This is a genomic window from Kitasatospora sp. NPDC059673 (genome assembly GCF_042734215.1).
In the GTDB taxonomy this organism is placed as follows: Bacteria; Actinomycetota; Actinomycetes; order Streptomycetales; family Streptomycetaceae; genus Kitasatospora.
Map to the genome: position 1 here is coordinate 1 of NZ_JBHWEN010000019.1, position 13,554 is coordinate 13,554.

13 protein-coding genes and 1 pseudogene are annotated in these 13,554 nt (G+C 72.6%); 5 read left to right on the top strand and 9 right to left on the bottom strand.

Going from position 1 to position 13,554, the window contains the following annotated elements; all coding sequences use genetic code 11:
• Nucleotides 1–64: 64 nt before the first annotated feature.
• The 6 genes and pseudogenes from ACFV18_RS21865 to ACFV18_RS21890 all read right to left on the bottom strand — a co-directional run bounded on the left by ACFV18_RS21865 (nucleotide 65) and on the right by ACFV18_RS21890 (nucleotide 5,776).
• A complete protein-coding gene (locus ACFV18_RS21865; protein WP_380485642.1) occupies nucleotides 65–2,272 on the bottom strand; it encodes a SpoIIE family protein phosphatase in 2,208 nt (735 codons plus the stop codon).
• Nucleotides 2,269–4,311, bottom strand: a complete 2,043-nt coding sequence (locus ACFV18_RS21870; RefSeq protein ID WP_380485644.1) for a SpoIIE family protein phosphatase — start codon at nucleotides 4,309–4,311, stop codon at nucleotides 2,269–2,271. Before ACFV18_RS21870 ends, ACFV18_RS21865 begins: the two co-directional genes overlap by 4 nt.
• A gap of 46 nt (nucleotides 4,312–4,357) precedes the next feature.
• Nucleotides 4,358–4,762, bottom strand: coding sequence for an SHOCT domain-containing protein (locus ACFV18_RS21875; protein WP_380485646.1), 405 nt, complete (start codon nucleotides 4,760–4,762; stop codon nucleotides 4,358–4,360).
• Nucleotides 4,763–4,888: 126 nt separating this feature from the next.
• Nucleotides 4,889–5,170 (bottom strand): annotated as a pseudogene (locus ACFV18_RS21880) (hypothetical protein); the annotation flags it as partial.
• 49 nt (nucleotides 5,171–5,219) lie between these two features.
• Complete coding sequence (locus ACFV18_RS21885) at nucleotides 5,220–5,438, bottom strand: hypothetical protein (RefSeq protein ID WP_380485648.1); 219 nt, start codon at nucleotides 5,436–5,438, stop codon at nucleotides 5,220–5,222.
• Nucleotides 5,435–5,776, bottom strand: coding sequence for a 4Fe-4S dicluster domain-containing protein (locus tag ACFV18_RS21890; RefSeq protein ID WP_380485649.1), 342 nt, complete (start codon nucleotides 5,774–5,776; stop codon nucleotides 5,435–5,437). Before ACFV18_RS21890 ends, ACFV18_RS21885 begins: the two co-directional genes overlap by 4 nt.
• A gap of 27 nt (nucleotides 5,777–5,803) precedes the next feature.
• Between ACFV18_RS21890 and ACFV18_RS21895 the strand changes: the two genes are divergently transcribed.
• Nucleotides 5,804–6,283, top strand: coding sequence for a MarR family winged helix-turn-helix transcriptional regulator (locus tag ACFV18_RS21895; RefSeq protein WP_380485651.1), 480 nt, complete (start codon nucleotides 5,804–5,806; stop codon nucleotides 6,281–6,283).
• Nucleotides 6,284–6,341: 58 nt separating this feature from the next.
• On the opposite strand, the gene ACFV18_RS21900 is transcribed toward ACFV18_RS21895, so the two are convergent.
• Nucleotides 6,342–7,190: an NAD(P)H-binding protein gene (locus tag ACFV18_RS21900; protein WP_380485653.1), complete on the bottom strand. Its 849-nt coding sequence runs from the start codon at nucleotides 7,188–7,190 to the stop codon at nucleotides 6,342–6,344.
• A 132-nt stretch (nucleotides 7,191–7,322) separates the two neighbouring features.
• Here ACFV18_RS21900 and ACFV18_RS21905 point away from each other — a divergent pair, with 132 nt between their 5' ends.
• Nucleotides 7,323–7,760 carry a MarR family winged helix-turn-helix transcriptional regulator gene (locus ACFV18_RS21905; RefSeq protein WP_380485655.1) on the top strand — a complete coding sequence of 146 codons (438 nt, stop codon included), beginning with the start codon at nucleotides 7,323–7,325 and terminating at the stop codon, nucleotides 7,758–7,760.
• A gap of 197 nt (nucleotides 7,761–7,957) precedes the next feature.
• Here ACFV18_RS21905 and ACFV18_RS21910 read toward each other — a convergent pair whose 3' ends face one another.
• Nucleotides 7,958–8,266: a hypothetical protein gene (locus ACFV18_RS21910; protein WP_380485657.1), complete on the bottom strand. Its 309-nt coding sequence runs from the start codon at nucleotides 8,264–8,266 to the stop codon at nucleotides 7,958–7,960.
• A 118-nt stretch (nucleotides 8,267–8,384) separates the two neighbouring features.
• Nucleotides 8,385–9,425, bottom strand: a complete 1,041-nt coding sequence (locus ACFV18_RS21915) for a LacI family DNA-binding transcriptional regulator (RefSeq protein WP_380485659.1) — start codon at nucleotides 9,423–9,425, stop codon at nucleotides 8,385–8,387.
• 419 nt (nucleotides 9,426–9,844) lie between these two features.
• Between ACFV18_RS21915 and ACFV18_RS21920 the strand changes: the two genes are divergently transcribed.
• The 3 genes from ACFV18_RS21920 to ACFV18_RS21930 all read left to right on the top strand — a co-directional run bounded on the left by ACFV18_RS21920 (nucleotide 9,845) and on the right by ACFV18_RS21930 (nucleotide 13,488).
• A complete protein-coding gene (locus ACFV18_RS21920; RefSeq protein WP_380485661.1) occupies nucleotides 9,845–10,996 on the top strand; it encodes a Gfo/Idh/MocA family protein in 1,152 nt (383 codons plus the stop codon).
• 486 nt (nucleotides 10,997–11,482) lie between these two features.
• Nucleotides 11,483–12,631, top strand: a complete 1,149-nt coding sequence (locus tag ACFV18_RS21925) for a dihydrodipicolinate synthase family protein (protein ID WP_380485662.1) — start codon at nucleotides 11,483–11,485, stop codon at nucleotides 12,629–12,631.
• Nucleotides 12,628–13,488: a sugar phosphate isomerase/epimerase family protein gene (locus ACFV18_RS21930; protein ID WP_380485664.1), complete on the top strand. Its 861-nt coding sequence runs from the start codon at nucleotides 12,628–12,630 to the stop codon at nucleotides 13,486–13,488. Before ACFV18_RS21925 ends, ACFV18_RS21930 begins: the two co-directional genes overlap by 4 nt.
• The last annotated feature ends 66 nt before the right edge of the window (nucleotides 13,489–13,554 follow it).

Below are 13,554 nucleotides of genomic sequence, written 5' to 3' on the forward strand. Positions count from 1 at the left end.
AGAACTACCCCCACCAAATATACGCCGCGCCGCCCAGTAAGTAAAATAAACCACCCCGCCGGGCTCAGGCCTCGCCCGAGCCGTCAGGTTCCTCACCTTCCTCGTACGGCACGCCCGTGGACGACAGCGACAGCTCCTGCTGCGCCCAGACGGTCTTGCCGCCCCGGCCGAACCGGGTGCCCCAACGCTGCGCCAGGTGACCGATGATGAACAGTCCGCGGCCGCCCTCGTCGGTGCTCTTCGCCCGCCGCAGGTGCGGGGTGCTGGCCGAGCTGTCCGACACCTCGCAGATCAGGTCCCGGTCGTGGATGAGCCGCAGCCGGATCGGCGGCTCCCCGTAGCGGATCGCGTTGGTCACCAGCTCGCTGACGATCAGGTCGGTGGCGAACTCCATCTCCCCCAACTCCCAGGCCGCCAACTGGTGTTCGGCCAGCCGCCGGGCCGTGCGCACCACCGCCGGGTCGTCGGGCAGCGTCCACACCGCGACCCGCTCGTCCGGCAGCGCCCGGGTGCGGGCCAGCAGCAGCACGGCGTCCTCGCGCTGCCGTTCGGGCAGCAGCGCGTACACCACCCGGTCGCACAGGTCGCTCAGTTGTTCCTCGCCGGGCCGCGCGAGCACCCGTTCCAGCACCGCCCGCCGCCCGCCCGGGCCGTCGGGCGCACCGTCCTCGTCGGTGTGCCGGGCACGGCCGGACATCAACCCCTCGGTGTACAGCGCCAGTACGCAGCCCTCGTCCAGCTCGGTGGTGGTCGTCTCGTAGCAGCAGTCGCCCCAGCCCAGCGGCCGCGCGGGCTCGACATCGAACGGCAGCGGCTCGCCGTCCGGGCCGACCAGCACCGGCGCGGGGTGCCCGGCGGACGCGGCGGTGCAGGTCCGGGCGATCGGGTCGTACACCAGGTACAGGCAGGACGCGAGGCCGTCCGGGAGCCGGTCCGCGCCGGGTGGCAGGCTGTCGCGCTGCTCCTCGGTCAGCACCCGCGCGGCCTCGTCCAGGCGCACCAGCAGCTCGTCCGGCGCCAGGTCCTGCACGGCCAAGGTGCGCAGTGCGGTGCGGAGTTGGCCCATCAGGGCGGCGGCCTCGATGCCGGTTCCGGTGATCCGGCCGATCGCCAGGCCGACCCGGGCGGCGGACAGCGGGATGATGTCGTACCAGTCGCCGCCGGGGCCGACCGCGCCCGGCAGGTAGACCTGCGCGGTCTCCACGGCGCTGAGTTCGGCCGGTTCCCTGGGCAGGAGTTGGCGTTGCAGGGTGGTGGCGATGGTGCGTTCGCGGGCGTAGCTGCGGGCCTTGTCGATGGACAGGGCGCCGCGGGAGGCGAGTTCGACGGCAAGGTCCAGGTCGGCCTGTTCGAAGGGGTCCGGCCGCCGGTTGCGGTACAGGGCGAGCAGACCCAGGACGGTGTCGTGGGCCATCAGCGGCGCGACAATCATCGAGTGGACGCCGAGCCCGGTCAGGCGGCGTCCGCGCGCGGGGTCGGCGGCCAGCCAGTCCTCCTCGCCGCTCAGTCCGCGTACCAGCCGGGCCCGTCCGTCCTCCATCGCTTGGCTGTAGGGCGTGGGCGCCCCGAAGGTGGACAGTTCGCCGCGCGGGATCGGGCCCGGCCCCCCGGCGGGCCGGCCGGGGTCGTGCACGGCCCGGTAGGCGGCGCGGCGCAGCGGGGCGGTGGGGTCGGCGGGTCCGGTGTGGGTGGGCAGGCCGCGCAGGGGTTCGTCGAGCAGGTCGACGGTGGCGATGTCGGCGAGGCGGGGCACGGCGACGTCGGCGAGTTCCTCGGCGGAGCCGATGGCGTCCAGGGAGGCGCCGAGTTGGCGGTGTGCGGTGTGCAGGATGTCGAGGCGGTCGAGGGTGGCTTGGCGTTCGGTGACGTCCTGGATGGCGGCGACCAGGTAGCGGTGGCCGGTGCGGGAGCGGATCGGGAAGAACGAGACCGCGCCGACGATGTCGCGGCCGGGTTGGCCGGGGGTGCGGCCGCGGACCAGGTGTTCGCGGATCCAGTCGCCGTCCTGGAGGGCCTGGCGGGCGAGGGTTTCGAGTTCGGTGTCGTCGAAGCCGGGCGCGAGGTCGCCGACGTGCAGGCCGACGCTCAGTGTGTCGGGGCGCTCGGCGGCGGGGTTGTGGCGTACCAGCCGCAGGTCCTGGTCGAGCAGGTAGAGGCCGATGGGGGCCTGGGTGAACAGGGCGTCGAGCAGCGCTTCGGCGTCGTGCGGCCCGTCCATGCCGTCCCTCCTGTCCGGATCGCCCTGGCCGGTCCCGCCGTTGGGGGTGCTCATCGCGGCCGGTCCTGCGAGGTCGCGAGCGGGGTGGGCCGGAAGGCGATCAGTGCGATGTCGTCGCGGACGTCGGCGACCAGGCCTGCCAGGTGTTCGCAGAGTTCGGCGAGCGGGCGGTGGCGGGCTTCGGCGGCGGACCGGCAGAGGCGGGCGATGCCGTCGCCGAGGTGTTCGCCGGGGACTTCGACGAGGCCGTCGGTGTAGAACAGCAGTGTTTCGCCGGGGCCCACCGGGTCGCGGTGGGTGACCCGGGGGCGGCGCGGGTCGACGCACAGCGGGAGGTCGGCGTCCTCGGCGGCGAGCAGTCGGGGCGGGCCGGTGACGGGGACCAGGACGGGCGGGGGGTGGCCGGCGTTGCTCCATTCGACCTCCCAGGCGCCGTCCGCGCCGTGCCGGGTGAGGCGGGCGTGCACGGCGGTGGCGAAGGTGCTGATGCCCAGTCCTTCGGCGGCGGTGTCGAGTTCGCGCAGGGTGTCGGCGGGGGTGTGGCCGTGCGGGCGGATGTAGGCGATGGAGCGCAGCATGGCGCGGAGTTGGCCCATGGTGGTGGAGGCTGCGAGGTCGTGGCCGGCGACGTCACCGATGGTCATGGCGAGTGCGCCGTCGGGGAGGGTGAACGCGTCGTACCAGTCGCCGCCGACTTCGGCGTTGCGGCTGCCCGGGCGGTAGCGGGCGGCGAGGTCGGCGCCGCCGACGCGGGGCGGGGTGGTGAGCATGGCGCGTTGCAGGACGACGGCGGTGTGCCGGGCGCGTTGCAGGGCGAGGGCTTGGCGCAACGGTGCTTGGGCGCGTTGCAGGACTTCGTGCTGGAGTTCGATGTCGGCGGGTCCTGGCGGGGGTGCGCCTTCGCAGTCCGCGGTGGCGGCGAGGGCGACGACGGCGCCGTCGACGACGATCGGCAGCAGGGTGAGGCTGGTGGCGCGGGCGCGTTCCAGCCAGCGGGCGGAGATCTCGGGGATGTTGCCGGCGGGGATGTTGCCGTCGGCGAATTCGAGCACGATGGGAGTGCGGTCGGAAACCGCTTTCCGGGCGCGTGCGCCGAGGGTGTAGGTCTGCCGGTTGATCGGTGGCAGCGGGGGCAGTCCGGGGCGGGCGACGGAGGCGACCCGGGTGGCGACGACGGCGCCGCCGGCGGCGTCGGGTTCGCGCAGCAGGTAGACGGCGCACACGTCGGTGAGTTCGGGGACGAGGGTGGCGGCGAGGGCGGCGAAGGCGTCGTCGGCGCGTTCGGCCTCGGTGACGGCGCCGGCCCGGGCGAGCAGTCTTTCGCGCAGCCGGTTGCGCCACTGGTCCTCGATGTCGCTGGTGGTGCCGATCCATTCGGCGGGTTCGCCGTTTCGGACGATGGGGACGGCGCGGGCCCTCACGTGCCGGTAGCCGCCGTCCGCGCCGCGTACCCGGAAGACGTGTTCGAAGGCGGTGGGCAGGTCGCGGGCGGCGGCCCAGTGGGTGGCGAGTTGGTCGCGGTCCTGGGGGTGGACGACGTCGAGCCAGCTGGCGCGGGCCGTCTCGGGGAAGGGCCGGCCGGTGAGGGCCTCCCAGCCGGGGACGAGTTCGCCGGTGGTGCCGTCGGGGTGCACCAGCCACACCATTTGGGAGGTGGCGGCCATCAGTGCCTCGTAGCGCCGCAGCGCCTGGAGGCGTTCGGCGGAGAGGCGTTCGGTCTCCAGGGCGGAGTGCAGTTCGGTGGTGGTGTCGATGGCGGCGGTGAGGATGCCGGGGCCGTGCGCGGTGGCGGCGGGTGAGCAGGAGTAGACGAAGTGCCGGTGGGGGCTTGCGCTGTCCGGGCAGCCGAGGGTGCGCGGGGTGGTGACCTGCCGGGCGGTGCCGTCGGCGAGTACCGCATCGAGGGTGGCGACGAAACCTTCGGCGCCCGGCTCCGTGAACACCTCGCGGGCCGGGTCGCCGAGCGGTCGGTCGCCGAACAGGTCGCGGAACGCTTCGTTGACGTACACCAGTCGGTGGTCGTTTCCGGCGGTCAGCGCGATGGCCACGATGGCGCGGTCGAACACCTCGGGTGTCAGTGGTGTGTCCGGCACCCCGACCGGCCTCCTCCCGCCCGCCTGCCGGCGGGATCTCAGGCGCTCAGGCGAGCAGCTTGGCCTTCGCCGCGCGGAATTCTTCCTCGGAGATGGCTCCGCTGTTCTTCAGATCGGCGAGGCGGGCGAGTTCGTCCACGTGCCGGGGCCCGGCCTGCTGGCCCTCGGTGCCGGCGGCTTTGCGGATGTAGTCCTGGAAGTTGCTCTCCGCCTGTGCGGCGAGCGCCCGGTCGCGGTTCCCCATGGATTTGCCGCGGACGATCAGGTAGACCAGCACGCCGATGTAGGGCAGCAGGATGACGAAGACGGTCCAGCCGGCCTTGCCCCAGCCGCCCATGTCGTGGCTGCGGAAGATGTCGGTGATCACCTTGAACAGCAGGAAGAACCAGAGGATCCAGAGGAACAGGAACAGCATCGTCCAGAACAGGTTGAGCAACGGGTAATCGACCATCGTGAGCTCCCTTCCACAGGTCCTTCGAGAGGTATCACCACATTCCGGGCGCCGCATGTCAGCGTTCCGCGGTCGTGGCGCGCTCAGCGGCCGGCCGACGGGATTCACCGGGCGACGGTGGCGCGCTCAGCGGCCGGCCGACGGGATTCGCCAGGCGAGCAGGACCACCAGGAACGAGGCGGCGCTGAATCCGGTGCACCACCAGGCGGTGGCGATCTCGCCGCGCGTCCAGGCGTTGGTGGCGACGGTGAGTGCCCACAGTTGGCCGATGACGACCGTGATGGCGAGGGTGAGGCGGGCGGACAGGATCGCCGAGCGTTCCGGCTACTGGTCGGTGCCCGCGCCGGGTCCGGGGCCGGTCGCGGTGACCCGGGCGTCGGCGTAGCCGGAGGTCGGCCGAATCTGCGGGGGTAGTCGAAGCTCACCTCCTGCCCGCGCTCCAGCCGGTCGGCGACCTTCAACGGGGGCGCGATGCCGTCGCCGTGGCGATGCAGCACGCCCGCGGAGACGACGGCGGAGCCGACCACCAGCCGCCGGAGACGGTGGCGACGATCCGCAGGTAGTCGCGGCGGGTGGTGAGCGGGTCGGCGCTGATCCGCCCGCGCAGCGCGTCCTGCTCGGCCCGGTGCGCGTCCTCGGGGCCGCCCGGCCCGGACGGGTCGGCAGGGCTGCTCACGCCACCGCTCCGTTCCCGGGCGTGGGCCGCCCGTTGACTTCGATCAGGTTCGGTGTTCCGCCGGGGACAGGTGCCCGGCGCTCCGGCGGGACGACCATGGCGACGCCGGTGGAGACCGTGGTGGCGCCGAACACGAACTCGGTGGAGACCTCCACGCCGGGCCGCTCGGCCTGCAACTCCTCGGCGGTGCCGTAGAACAGGGCGCCGGTCGGGCACACGGTGGCGCACATCGGGGCCAGGCCGTAGGGGGTGCGGTCGTAGCACAGGTTGCACTTCAGCTGGAGCTTCGCTGCCAGGTCGATCCTGGGCACGCCGGACGGGCGGACCCCGACGGCCACCTCTACGACCCAGGCGTCCGCAGCTCGATGCGCGCGTTCGCCCTCGACGACGACACCCTCGCGCTGGAAGCCGCCGCCGTCCGCTCCGCCTCCCAGTCCATCGACCGCCTGCGCGCCCACGGCGCCGGCGGCCGCGGCCTCAGCGCCGGGGCCCTCGACCTGCTCACCCGACTCGGCAACGCCGAACCGGAGGGTCTCACCATCGGCGAACTCGCCCGCGCGGCCGGCGTCAGCTCCCGCAACGTCACCGGCCCGGTCGACACCCTGGAACGCGAAACCCTGGCCCGCCGCGTCCAGCACCCCCAGGACCGACGCTCCGTCCGCGTCACCATCACCCCCGCCGGCCGCGACTGGCTCGACGCCTTCCGCCTCCCCACCCAACGCGCCATGTCCGCCGTCTTCCGCGGCTTCACCCCCGAGGAACTGTCCCAGTTCCGGCACCTGTGCCTGCGCCTGGTCGTCAACCAGCAACACCTGGAGCACTACCTCGGCAGCGGGCAGTCCTGACCCCTTCGCCGGACAACTCCGGTCGGCCGCCCACCACTTCGAGGCCGACCGGAGTCCCTCAGCGGAACGCGTCCACGTTGCGCGCGCACCAGTCCGCGAACGTCCCCGGTCCGCGCCCGAGCATCCGCTCCACCGTCTCGGTGCGGAAGCCGACGGTGTCGGCGCGCATCAACGTGAAGCCCTCGACGATGGCGTCGGCCAGCGCCTGCGGCACCCCGCCGGGAAAACGGGCCCGGACCGCCTCGGCGGGCGTCCGCGCCGCGCGCACCTCGATACGGCGACCGGTCGCCCCCGCGATGATCCGGGCCTGCTCGGCGACCGTGAGGCACTCGCCGCCGGTCAGCACGTACTCCGCACCTTCGTGACCGTCTTCGGTCAGGACCAGGGCCGCCACGGCGGCGATGTCGGCCGGATCGATCGGCGCGAAGCGACCCGGGCCGATCGGGTCCAGGACGTACCCCTCCGTGCGGATCGTCCCCACCCACTCCAGGGCGTTGGTCATGAACCCGCCGGGCCGCAGGATCGTCGCCGGGATGCCGCTGCCACGCACGATCTCCTCCCGCTCATGGTGCCAACGCCCCATCGCGGGCATCGGGTCGCCCAGCACGTTGGCGGACGACAGGTGCACCAGGTGACGCACCCCCGAGGCCTCGGCGGCGGCAACCACGTGCGCCGTGTGCGCGGTGCCGATGCCCGGCGTGAGCAGAAACAGCTTCTCGACGCCCGTCAACGCGGCCGCCAGCGTGGACGGTTCGCCCAGGTCCCCGACGAAACGCTCGGCGCGGGCGGGCAGCGCGGCGGCCCGGTCCGGGGCGCGCACCAGTAGGCGCAGCTCGGCACCGGCCGCGTCGAGCGCCCGGACCAGCTCCCGCCCGACGTTTCCGGTCGCACCGGTGATCAGTATCATCAATCCCCCTGGAGATGTTAGCCGTCTAGCGATCCGACACCGGCGAGAACGTTAGCCAGGAACTGATTAGCCGTCAATCAATCTGCCGGGCGGCCCTGCCAGCCGCTCACCCGCACCCCACCGGAGGCCGCGATGCCCGAGTTCCTGGACCTGCACGGCAAGACCTCGAAGGCGCTCCGGGCCCTCGCCGACGGGGCGATGCGCCGCCACGGCCTCCACCTCGGACAGAACCACCTGCTCGCCGCCCTGTGGGAACGCGACGGCCGCACCCCCGGCGAGATCGCCGCCGCGCTCAACGTCACCACGCCCACCGTGGTCAAGATGGCCACCCGGATGGCCACCGCCGGACTCCTCACCCGCCACCGCGACGACCACGACAACCGCCTGGTCCGCCTCCGGCTCACGGACGCGGGCCGCGCCCTCCAGGAGCCGATCGAGGCCGAACGCCGCGCCATGGAGGAACAGGTCCTGGCCGACCTCACCCCGGCCGAGCGCGAACACCTGCTCAGCGCGCTCACCAAGATCCACCGGGCAGCGTCCGACCTCCTCACCACCCCGGCCAACACCTGACCGCCCCGGGCCTCGGCCCCCGGCCTCCGCCCCCTCGGCACCGGCCCCCGCTCCCTCGGTCCCCGCCAGGTCCTGCATCCCGCTCGGCTCCAGGAGGCCACGCCCACCGGGTGCAAGCGACTGTCCCGCCACCCGCAGGTAGCGTCAACTCCCTTACTGCGGCAGCCCCTTGACAGTCATCTCATCGGCTCGGCGTGTCAGTGGAGCTCGCACTCCCACGCTTCGAGGTCCGGTTCACCCTGAGGAAGCTCCCCGGTGCAGTACTTGTAGAGCCACGTCGCGGCCCGACGCTCGGCGTACTTCTCGTTGACCGGCTCTCCCCGCTCGTCCAGCTCAAGGACGTTGGCGAAGATGGCGAAGCAGATCTCCGCCTGGGAAGGCGAATCCCGGAGCTCCTCCCAGTAGTCCACCCCCTCCAGCATCAGGTGGCCCACCGAACCGCGGGCGAGCCGTCCGGCGAAACGCCGGAAGGCGCCGGAGGTGCCCGGACTGAGATGTGAAGGCATGCCAGGAACCAATCGCCCCTCCCCGAGACCGCTCTGGCTTGACATCAACTGCCTGACGGCTCAACAAACTTCCGGACGCGGCCGACACGCGACATCCGCCCGCACGCCCGACCGGCCGTCAGTCGACTCGCGGCGCGGCCGTGCTGTCCCGCAGCACCACCGCGGCGGAGGCCGAGTTGGTGTCGGTCTTGCCTCCGTTGCCCTCGCGGAGGGCCAGCCGGACTGCGAACTCGCCCATCCTGGCGAGCGGCAGGCGGACGGTGCTCAGGGCCGGGGCCAGGTCGGTCGCCAGCGGGATGTCGTCGAAGCCGGCCACCGAGATGTGGTCGGGGACGGAGATGCCGCGGTCGCGCAGTTCGGCGAGGACGCCGACGGCGCAGATGTCGGAGAGGGCGATCACGGCGGTGGGCAGCGCGGTTCCACTCTCCTGGGCGACGTCCAGGATCCGCGCCATCGCGGCCCGACCGCCCTCACGGGTGAATTCCGTGCGCTGGACCATCCCGTCACCCGACTCCAGACCGAGCTCGCGCAGCGCGTCCAGGACTCCGTCGAGGCGGTCCTCGGCGACCCGCATCCGCTCGGGGCCGGTGATCACCGCGAAGCGGCGGTGGCCGAGTTGGGCCAGCGCGCGGGTGAGCGCGGCGGCGCCCTCCTTGTTCGCCACCTCGACGGTGTCGTACAGCGGACCGTGGTCGGTGATGGCCGCCACTCGGCCGCCCTGCTCCTGATACGCCGCCAACGCCTCGTCCAGCTGCTGGATCACCTCGACGTCGTTGTACGCCGACCCGGCCAGGACGATCGCCCGGACCCGGTGCGCGTGCAGCATCCGGATCGCCTCCAGCTCGCGCCGGGGGTCGCCGTCCGTGCTGGTCACCAGCGACAGCAGGCCCGCCCGGGCAGCGGCGTCGCCGACCCCGCGAGCGATCCCGCCGAAGTACGGGTCGGCCACGTCGTGCAGCAGCACCCCGATCGTCGCGCCGGACGACCGGGCCAGCGCCTGCGCCGGCGCGTTGGGAAGGTAGCCGAGCGCATCGGCGCTCGCCCGAACCTTCGCCGACAGCTCCTCCGTCACCGACCGCGCCGAGCCGTTCAGGGCCCGGGAGGCGGTGGCCAGCGAGACACCAGCGTGCCGCGCCACATCCCCGAGAGTGACAGCCACCCGATACTCCCCGCTTTCCCCTTGGCCCTGCTCGCCGATGATCGAGGGACAGGTTACCGCTCGGCCCCGCCCGGTTGACCGAGGCGACCACAACGCCTTGACCGGGGCGGTCGGGCCGCTTAGCCTCGGCGCATGGAAAGCGCTTTCCAAGGACCTTCGACGGCCCGGCTGGAAAGCGCTTTCCATCGGCCCTCGCAAGGCCTGCGCACCGCCCATTCCCACTCTCGACCAGGTGACCGGCCGATCGGCCACGGGGCGCGGGAAAGCGCTTTCCCGCACCCGCCCGCACCGCCCCGGGCCTCCTCGCGGCCATCGCGGTAAGCGCTTTCCAGCCTCCCCGCTCGCCCCCTCGTCAGCACCTGCACCGCCTCCACCACCTCCACCGCGACCTCCACCTCCACCCACGGAAAGGACCCCCCATGTCCCGCAGGGTCATCGGCATCGTCATGAACGGCGTCACCGGCCGGATGGGTTACCGCCAGCATCTGGTGCGCTCGATCCTGGCCATCCGCGAACAGGGCGGTCTGCCGCTGGACGACGGCCAGGTGCTGTGGCCGGAGCCGATCCTGGTCGGGCGCAGCGCCGCCAAGCTGGAGGAACTGGCGAAGCGGCACGGCCTGTCGCACTGGACCGCCTCGCTGGACGAGGCACTGGCGCACCCGCTGGCGGAGATCTACTTCGACGCACAGGTCACCCAGGCCCGGGAGTCCGCGATCAAGGCGGCGATCGCGGCCGGAAAGCACATCTACACCGAGAAGCCGACTGCCGAGTCACTGGGCGCGGCACTGGAACTGGCACGCCTGGCCCGGGCCGCAGGGGTCTGCAACGGCGCGGTGCAGGACAAGCTCTTCCTGCCGGGCCTGCTGAAGCTGAAGCGACTGGTGGACGGCGGCTTCTTCGGCCGCATCCTGTCGGTGCGTGGCGAGTTCGGCTACTGGGTGTTCGAGGGCGACTGGCAGGACGCGCAGCGCCCGTCCTGGAACTACCGGGCCGAGGACGGCGGCGGCATGATCCTGGACATGTTCCCGCACTGGCGTTACGTGCTGGACGGCATCATCGCCCCGGTCCGCTCGGTGTACGCGCATGCCGCGACGCACATCCCGCAGCGGGTCGACGAGCAGGGCCGCCCGTACCCGGCGACGGCCGATGACGCGGCGTACGGCGTCTTCGAGCTGGAGGGCGGGATCGTCGCGCAGGTCAACTCCTCGTGGGCGGTCCGCGTGGACCGGGACGAGCTGGTGGAGTTCCAGGTGGACGGCACCGAGGGCAGCGCCGTCGCCGGTCTGCGCAACTGCCGGATCCAGCACCGCGGTTCGACCCCGAAGCCGGTGTGGAACCCCGACCTGCCGGCCACCGAGCGGTTCCGCGAGCAGTGGCAGCAGGTCCCGGACAACGCCGAGTTCGACAACGGCTTCAAGGTCCAGTGGGAGCTGTTCCTCAAGCACGTCGCGACCGGCGCGCCGTACCAGTGGGACCTGCTGGAGGGCGCCAAGGGCGTACAGCTCGCCGAGCTGGGTCTGCGATCGGCCCGCGAGGGCCGCCGGCTGGAGGTGCCGGAGCTCAGCCTCTGACGCGGCTGGCGGCAGGGGCCGGGTGCGGGGCGCCGGGTGCGGCGTGCCGGGCACACGGTCCAGGCGGCGGGTGACGGATGCCGGGTGCGGCGTGCCGGGTGCGGCGTGCCGGGCACACGGTCCAGGCGGCGGGTGACGGCTGCCGGGTGCGGCGTGCCGGGCGCTGGGCGCCAGGTCCAGGTGGCGGGGGCGGGACGGCGGAACGGGCTGCGGGAACCACACCCCGCCCCGATGCCCGCCCAGCTCCCCCGCGCTCCCCGGCAGAAGCCCAGCCCTCGCCCGCCACGGGTGTCACTTTCTGCCACGTTCTGTCATTTCCTGTCACGCGTCCGAGTTGATCTACGCAGGGATCATCTCCGCGTAGATGACCTCCTCCGCCCGATCGGCCGCACCTCCCCTCCCGCCCCCAACTCCCCCGCCCCATCTCCCGCTCCCCCTCCCCCCTCCGCCGATCCACGTGATCGCACGACTCCAAGGCCTGACACCATGACTCATCTCGATCTGCCCGGCATCGGCCGGTACAAGTTGCGCGAGCCCGCGGCGCTCGCCGCCCCGTCGGGGCCGGCCTCGTCCCGGGTGGCGTTCGCGGCCGCCCACGTGGTGGCCGATCCGCTGGGCGGGAACGCGCCCGGTGCGCCGGCCGCCGTGGACTGGGAGGGAACGCTCAAGTTCCGGCACCGGCTCTGGGAGTTGGGCCTCGGTGTCGCCGATGCGATGGACACCGCGCAGCGCGGCATGGGCCTGGACTGGTCCGCCACCCAGGAGCTGATCGCCCGTTCGGGTGCGGAGGCGAAGTCCGTCGGCGGTCGGCTGGCATGCGGCGCGGGCACCGACCAACTGGCGTCCGTCAACGTCTCGTTGGCCCAGGTGTCGGCAGCGTACGAGGAACAGCTGGCGGTGGTCGAGGCGGCGGGTGCGCAGCCGATTCTGATGGCGAGCCGGGCGCTGGCGGCGTCGGCGCGTGGACCGGAGGACTACCTGTCGGTGTACGGGAAGCTGGTCGAGCAGGCCGAACGGCCGGTGATTCTGCACTGGTTGGGCGAGATGTTCGATCCGGCGCTGGCCGGGTACTGGGGCTCCGCGGATCTGGATGCGGCCGCGCAGACGGTGCTCGAACTGATTCGCAGCCACCCGGGGCGGATCGACGGCATCAAGGTGTCGCTGCTGGACGCGGGCCGGGAGATCGCACTGCGGCGTGAACTGCCGTCCGGGGTGCGGATGTACACCGGCGACGACTTCAACTACCCCGAGCTGGTGCGGGGTGACGAGATCGGGCACAGCGATGCCCTGCTGGGCGTGTTCGACCCGATCGCGGAGGTCGCAGCGGCTGCCCTGCAGGCGCTCGACGCCGGTGACCTGGCACGCTACGACGCGCTGTTCGAGCCGACGGTGCCGCTGGCCCGGCACCTGTTCGCGGCGCCGACGTTCCACTACAAGACCGGCATCGTGTTCCTGGCGTGGCTGTGCGGCCACCAGGACCACTTCACCATGGTGGCCGGTGCGCAGAGCGGCCGTTCGGTGAGCCACCTGGTGGAGTTGTTCCGACTGGCGGACGCGGCCGGGGTGCTGGGCGATCCGGAGTTGGCAGCAGACCGGATGCGGCAGTTCCTGGCGCTGGCGGGGGTGCGGGCATGAGCGCGGCGGTGCTGAAGGTGGCCGAGGCGTGCGAGCAGTTGTCGCTGAACCAGATCACCACCAAGGGCTGGAGCCTGGAGGAGGCGGTGCGCGGCTGCGTGGACGCCGGCATTCCGGCGATCGGCCTGTGGCGCGACAAGGTCGCCGAGGCGGGCCTGGCCCGGGCGGCGAGGCTGTGCCGGGACGCGGGTGTCGCGGTGAGCAGCCTGTGCCGGGGCGGGTTCCTGACGGCCGGTGACGAGTCGGCACGTCGGGCGGCGTTCGCGGACAACCTGGCCGCGATCGAGGAGGCGGCCGAACTCGGCACCGACACACTGGTGTTGGTGGTGGGTGGCCTGCCGAACGGAAGCCGGGACCTGATCGGGGCGCGCCGCCAGGTCGCCGACCTGATCGGTGAACTCGCGCCGCACGCGGGGGACTTCGGGGTCCGGCTGGCGATCGAGCCGCTGCACCCGATGTTCTGCGCGGACCGGGCGGTGGTCTCCACGCTGGGCCAGGCGCTGGATCTGGCGGAGGCCCATCCGGCCGAGCAGGTCGGTGTCGTGGTGGACAGCTACCACATCTGGTGGGACCCGGAGTTGGAGCAGCAGATCGCCCGCGCGGGGGCGGGTGGCCGGATCGCCTCCTACCAGGTGTGCGACTGGACGCTGCCGCTACCGGCGGACGTGCTACTGGGCCGGGGACACGTCGGCGACGGGCACATCGATTTCGGTTGGCTGACCGACCGGGTGGCCACCGCCGGCTACGACGGCTGGATCGAGGTCGAGCTGTTCAACGAGGCGGTGTGGCATACACCGGGCGAGCAGACCCTCACCACCCTGAAGGAACGCCACCGCACGCACATCGTACGCCGCTGACGAAGGCTGGTGCGGGTGCGCGGCGGCGGATCGCCCGGTCTCCGGACGGCCCGCCGCCCGCGCCGT

Bases quoted from the DNA above. Each gene is read 5' to 3' on its own strand.
- ACFV18_RS21925 (WP_380485662.1), top strand. From the start codon at position 11,483: ATGACTCATCTCGATCTGCCCGGCATCGGCCGGTACAAGTTGCGCGAG.
- ACFV18_RS21930 (WP_380485664.1), top strand. From the start codon at position 12,628: ATGAGCGCGGCGGTGCTGAAGGTGGCCGAGGCGTGCGAGCAGTTGTCG.
- ACFV18_RS21910 (WP_380485657.1), bottom strand. From the start codon at position 8,266: ATGCCTTCACATCTCAGTCCGGGCACCTCCGGCGCCTTCCGGCGTTTC.
- ACFV18_RS21875 (WP_380485646.1), bottom strand. From the start codon at position 4,762: ATGGTCGATTACCCGTTGCTCAACCTGTTCTGGACGATGCTGTTCCTG.
- ACFV18_RS21895 (WP_380485651.1), top strand. From the start codon at position 5,804: ATGCGCGCGTTCGCCCTCGACGACGACACCCTCGCGCTGGAAGCCGCC.
- ACFV18_RS21865 (WP_380485642.1), bottom strand. From the start codon at position 2,272: ATGAGCACCCCCAACGGCGGGACCGGCCAGGGCGATCCGGACAGGAGG.
- ACFV18_RS21905 (WP_380485655.1), top strand. From the start codon at position 7,323: ATGCCCGAGTTCCTGGACCTGCACGGCAAGACCTCGAAGGCGCTCCGG.
- ACFV18_RS21920 (WP_380485661.1), top strand. From the start codon at position 9,845: ATGTCCCGCAGGGTCATCGGCATCGTCATGAACGGCGTCACCGGCCGG.
- ACFV18_RS21900 (WP_380485653.1), bottom strand. From the start codon at position 7,190: ATGATACTGATCACCGGTGCGACCGGAAACGTCGGGCGGGAGCTGGTC.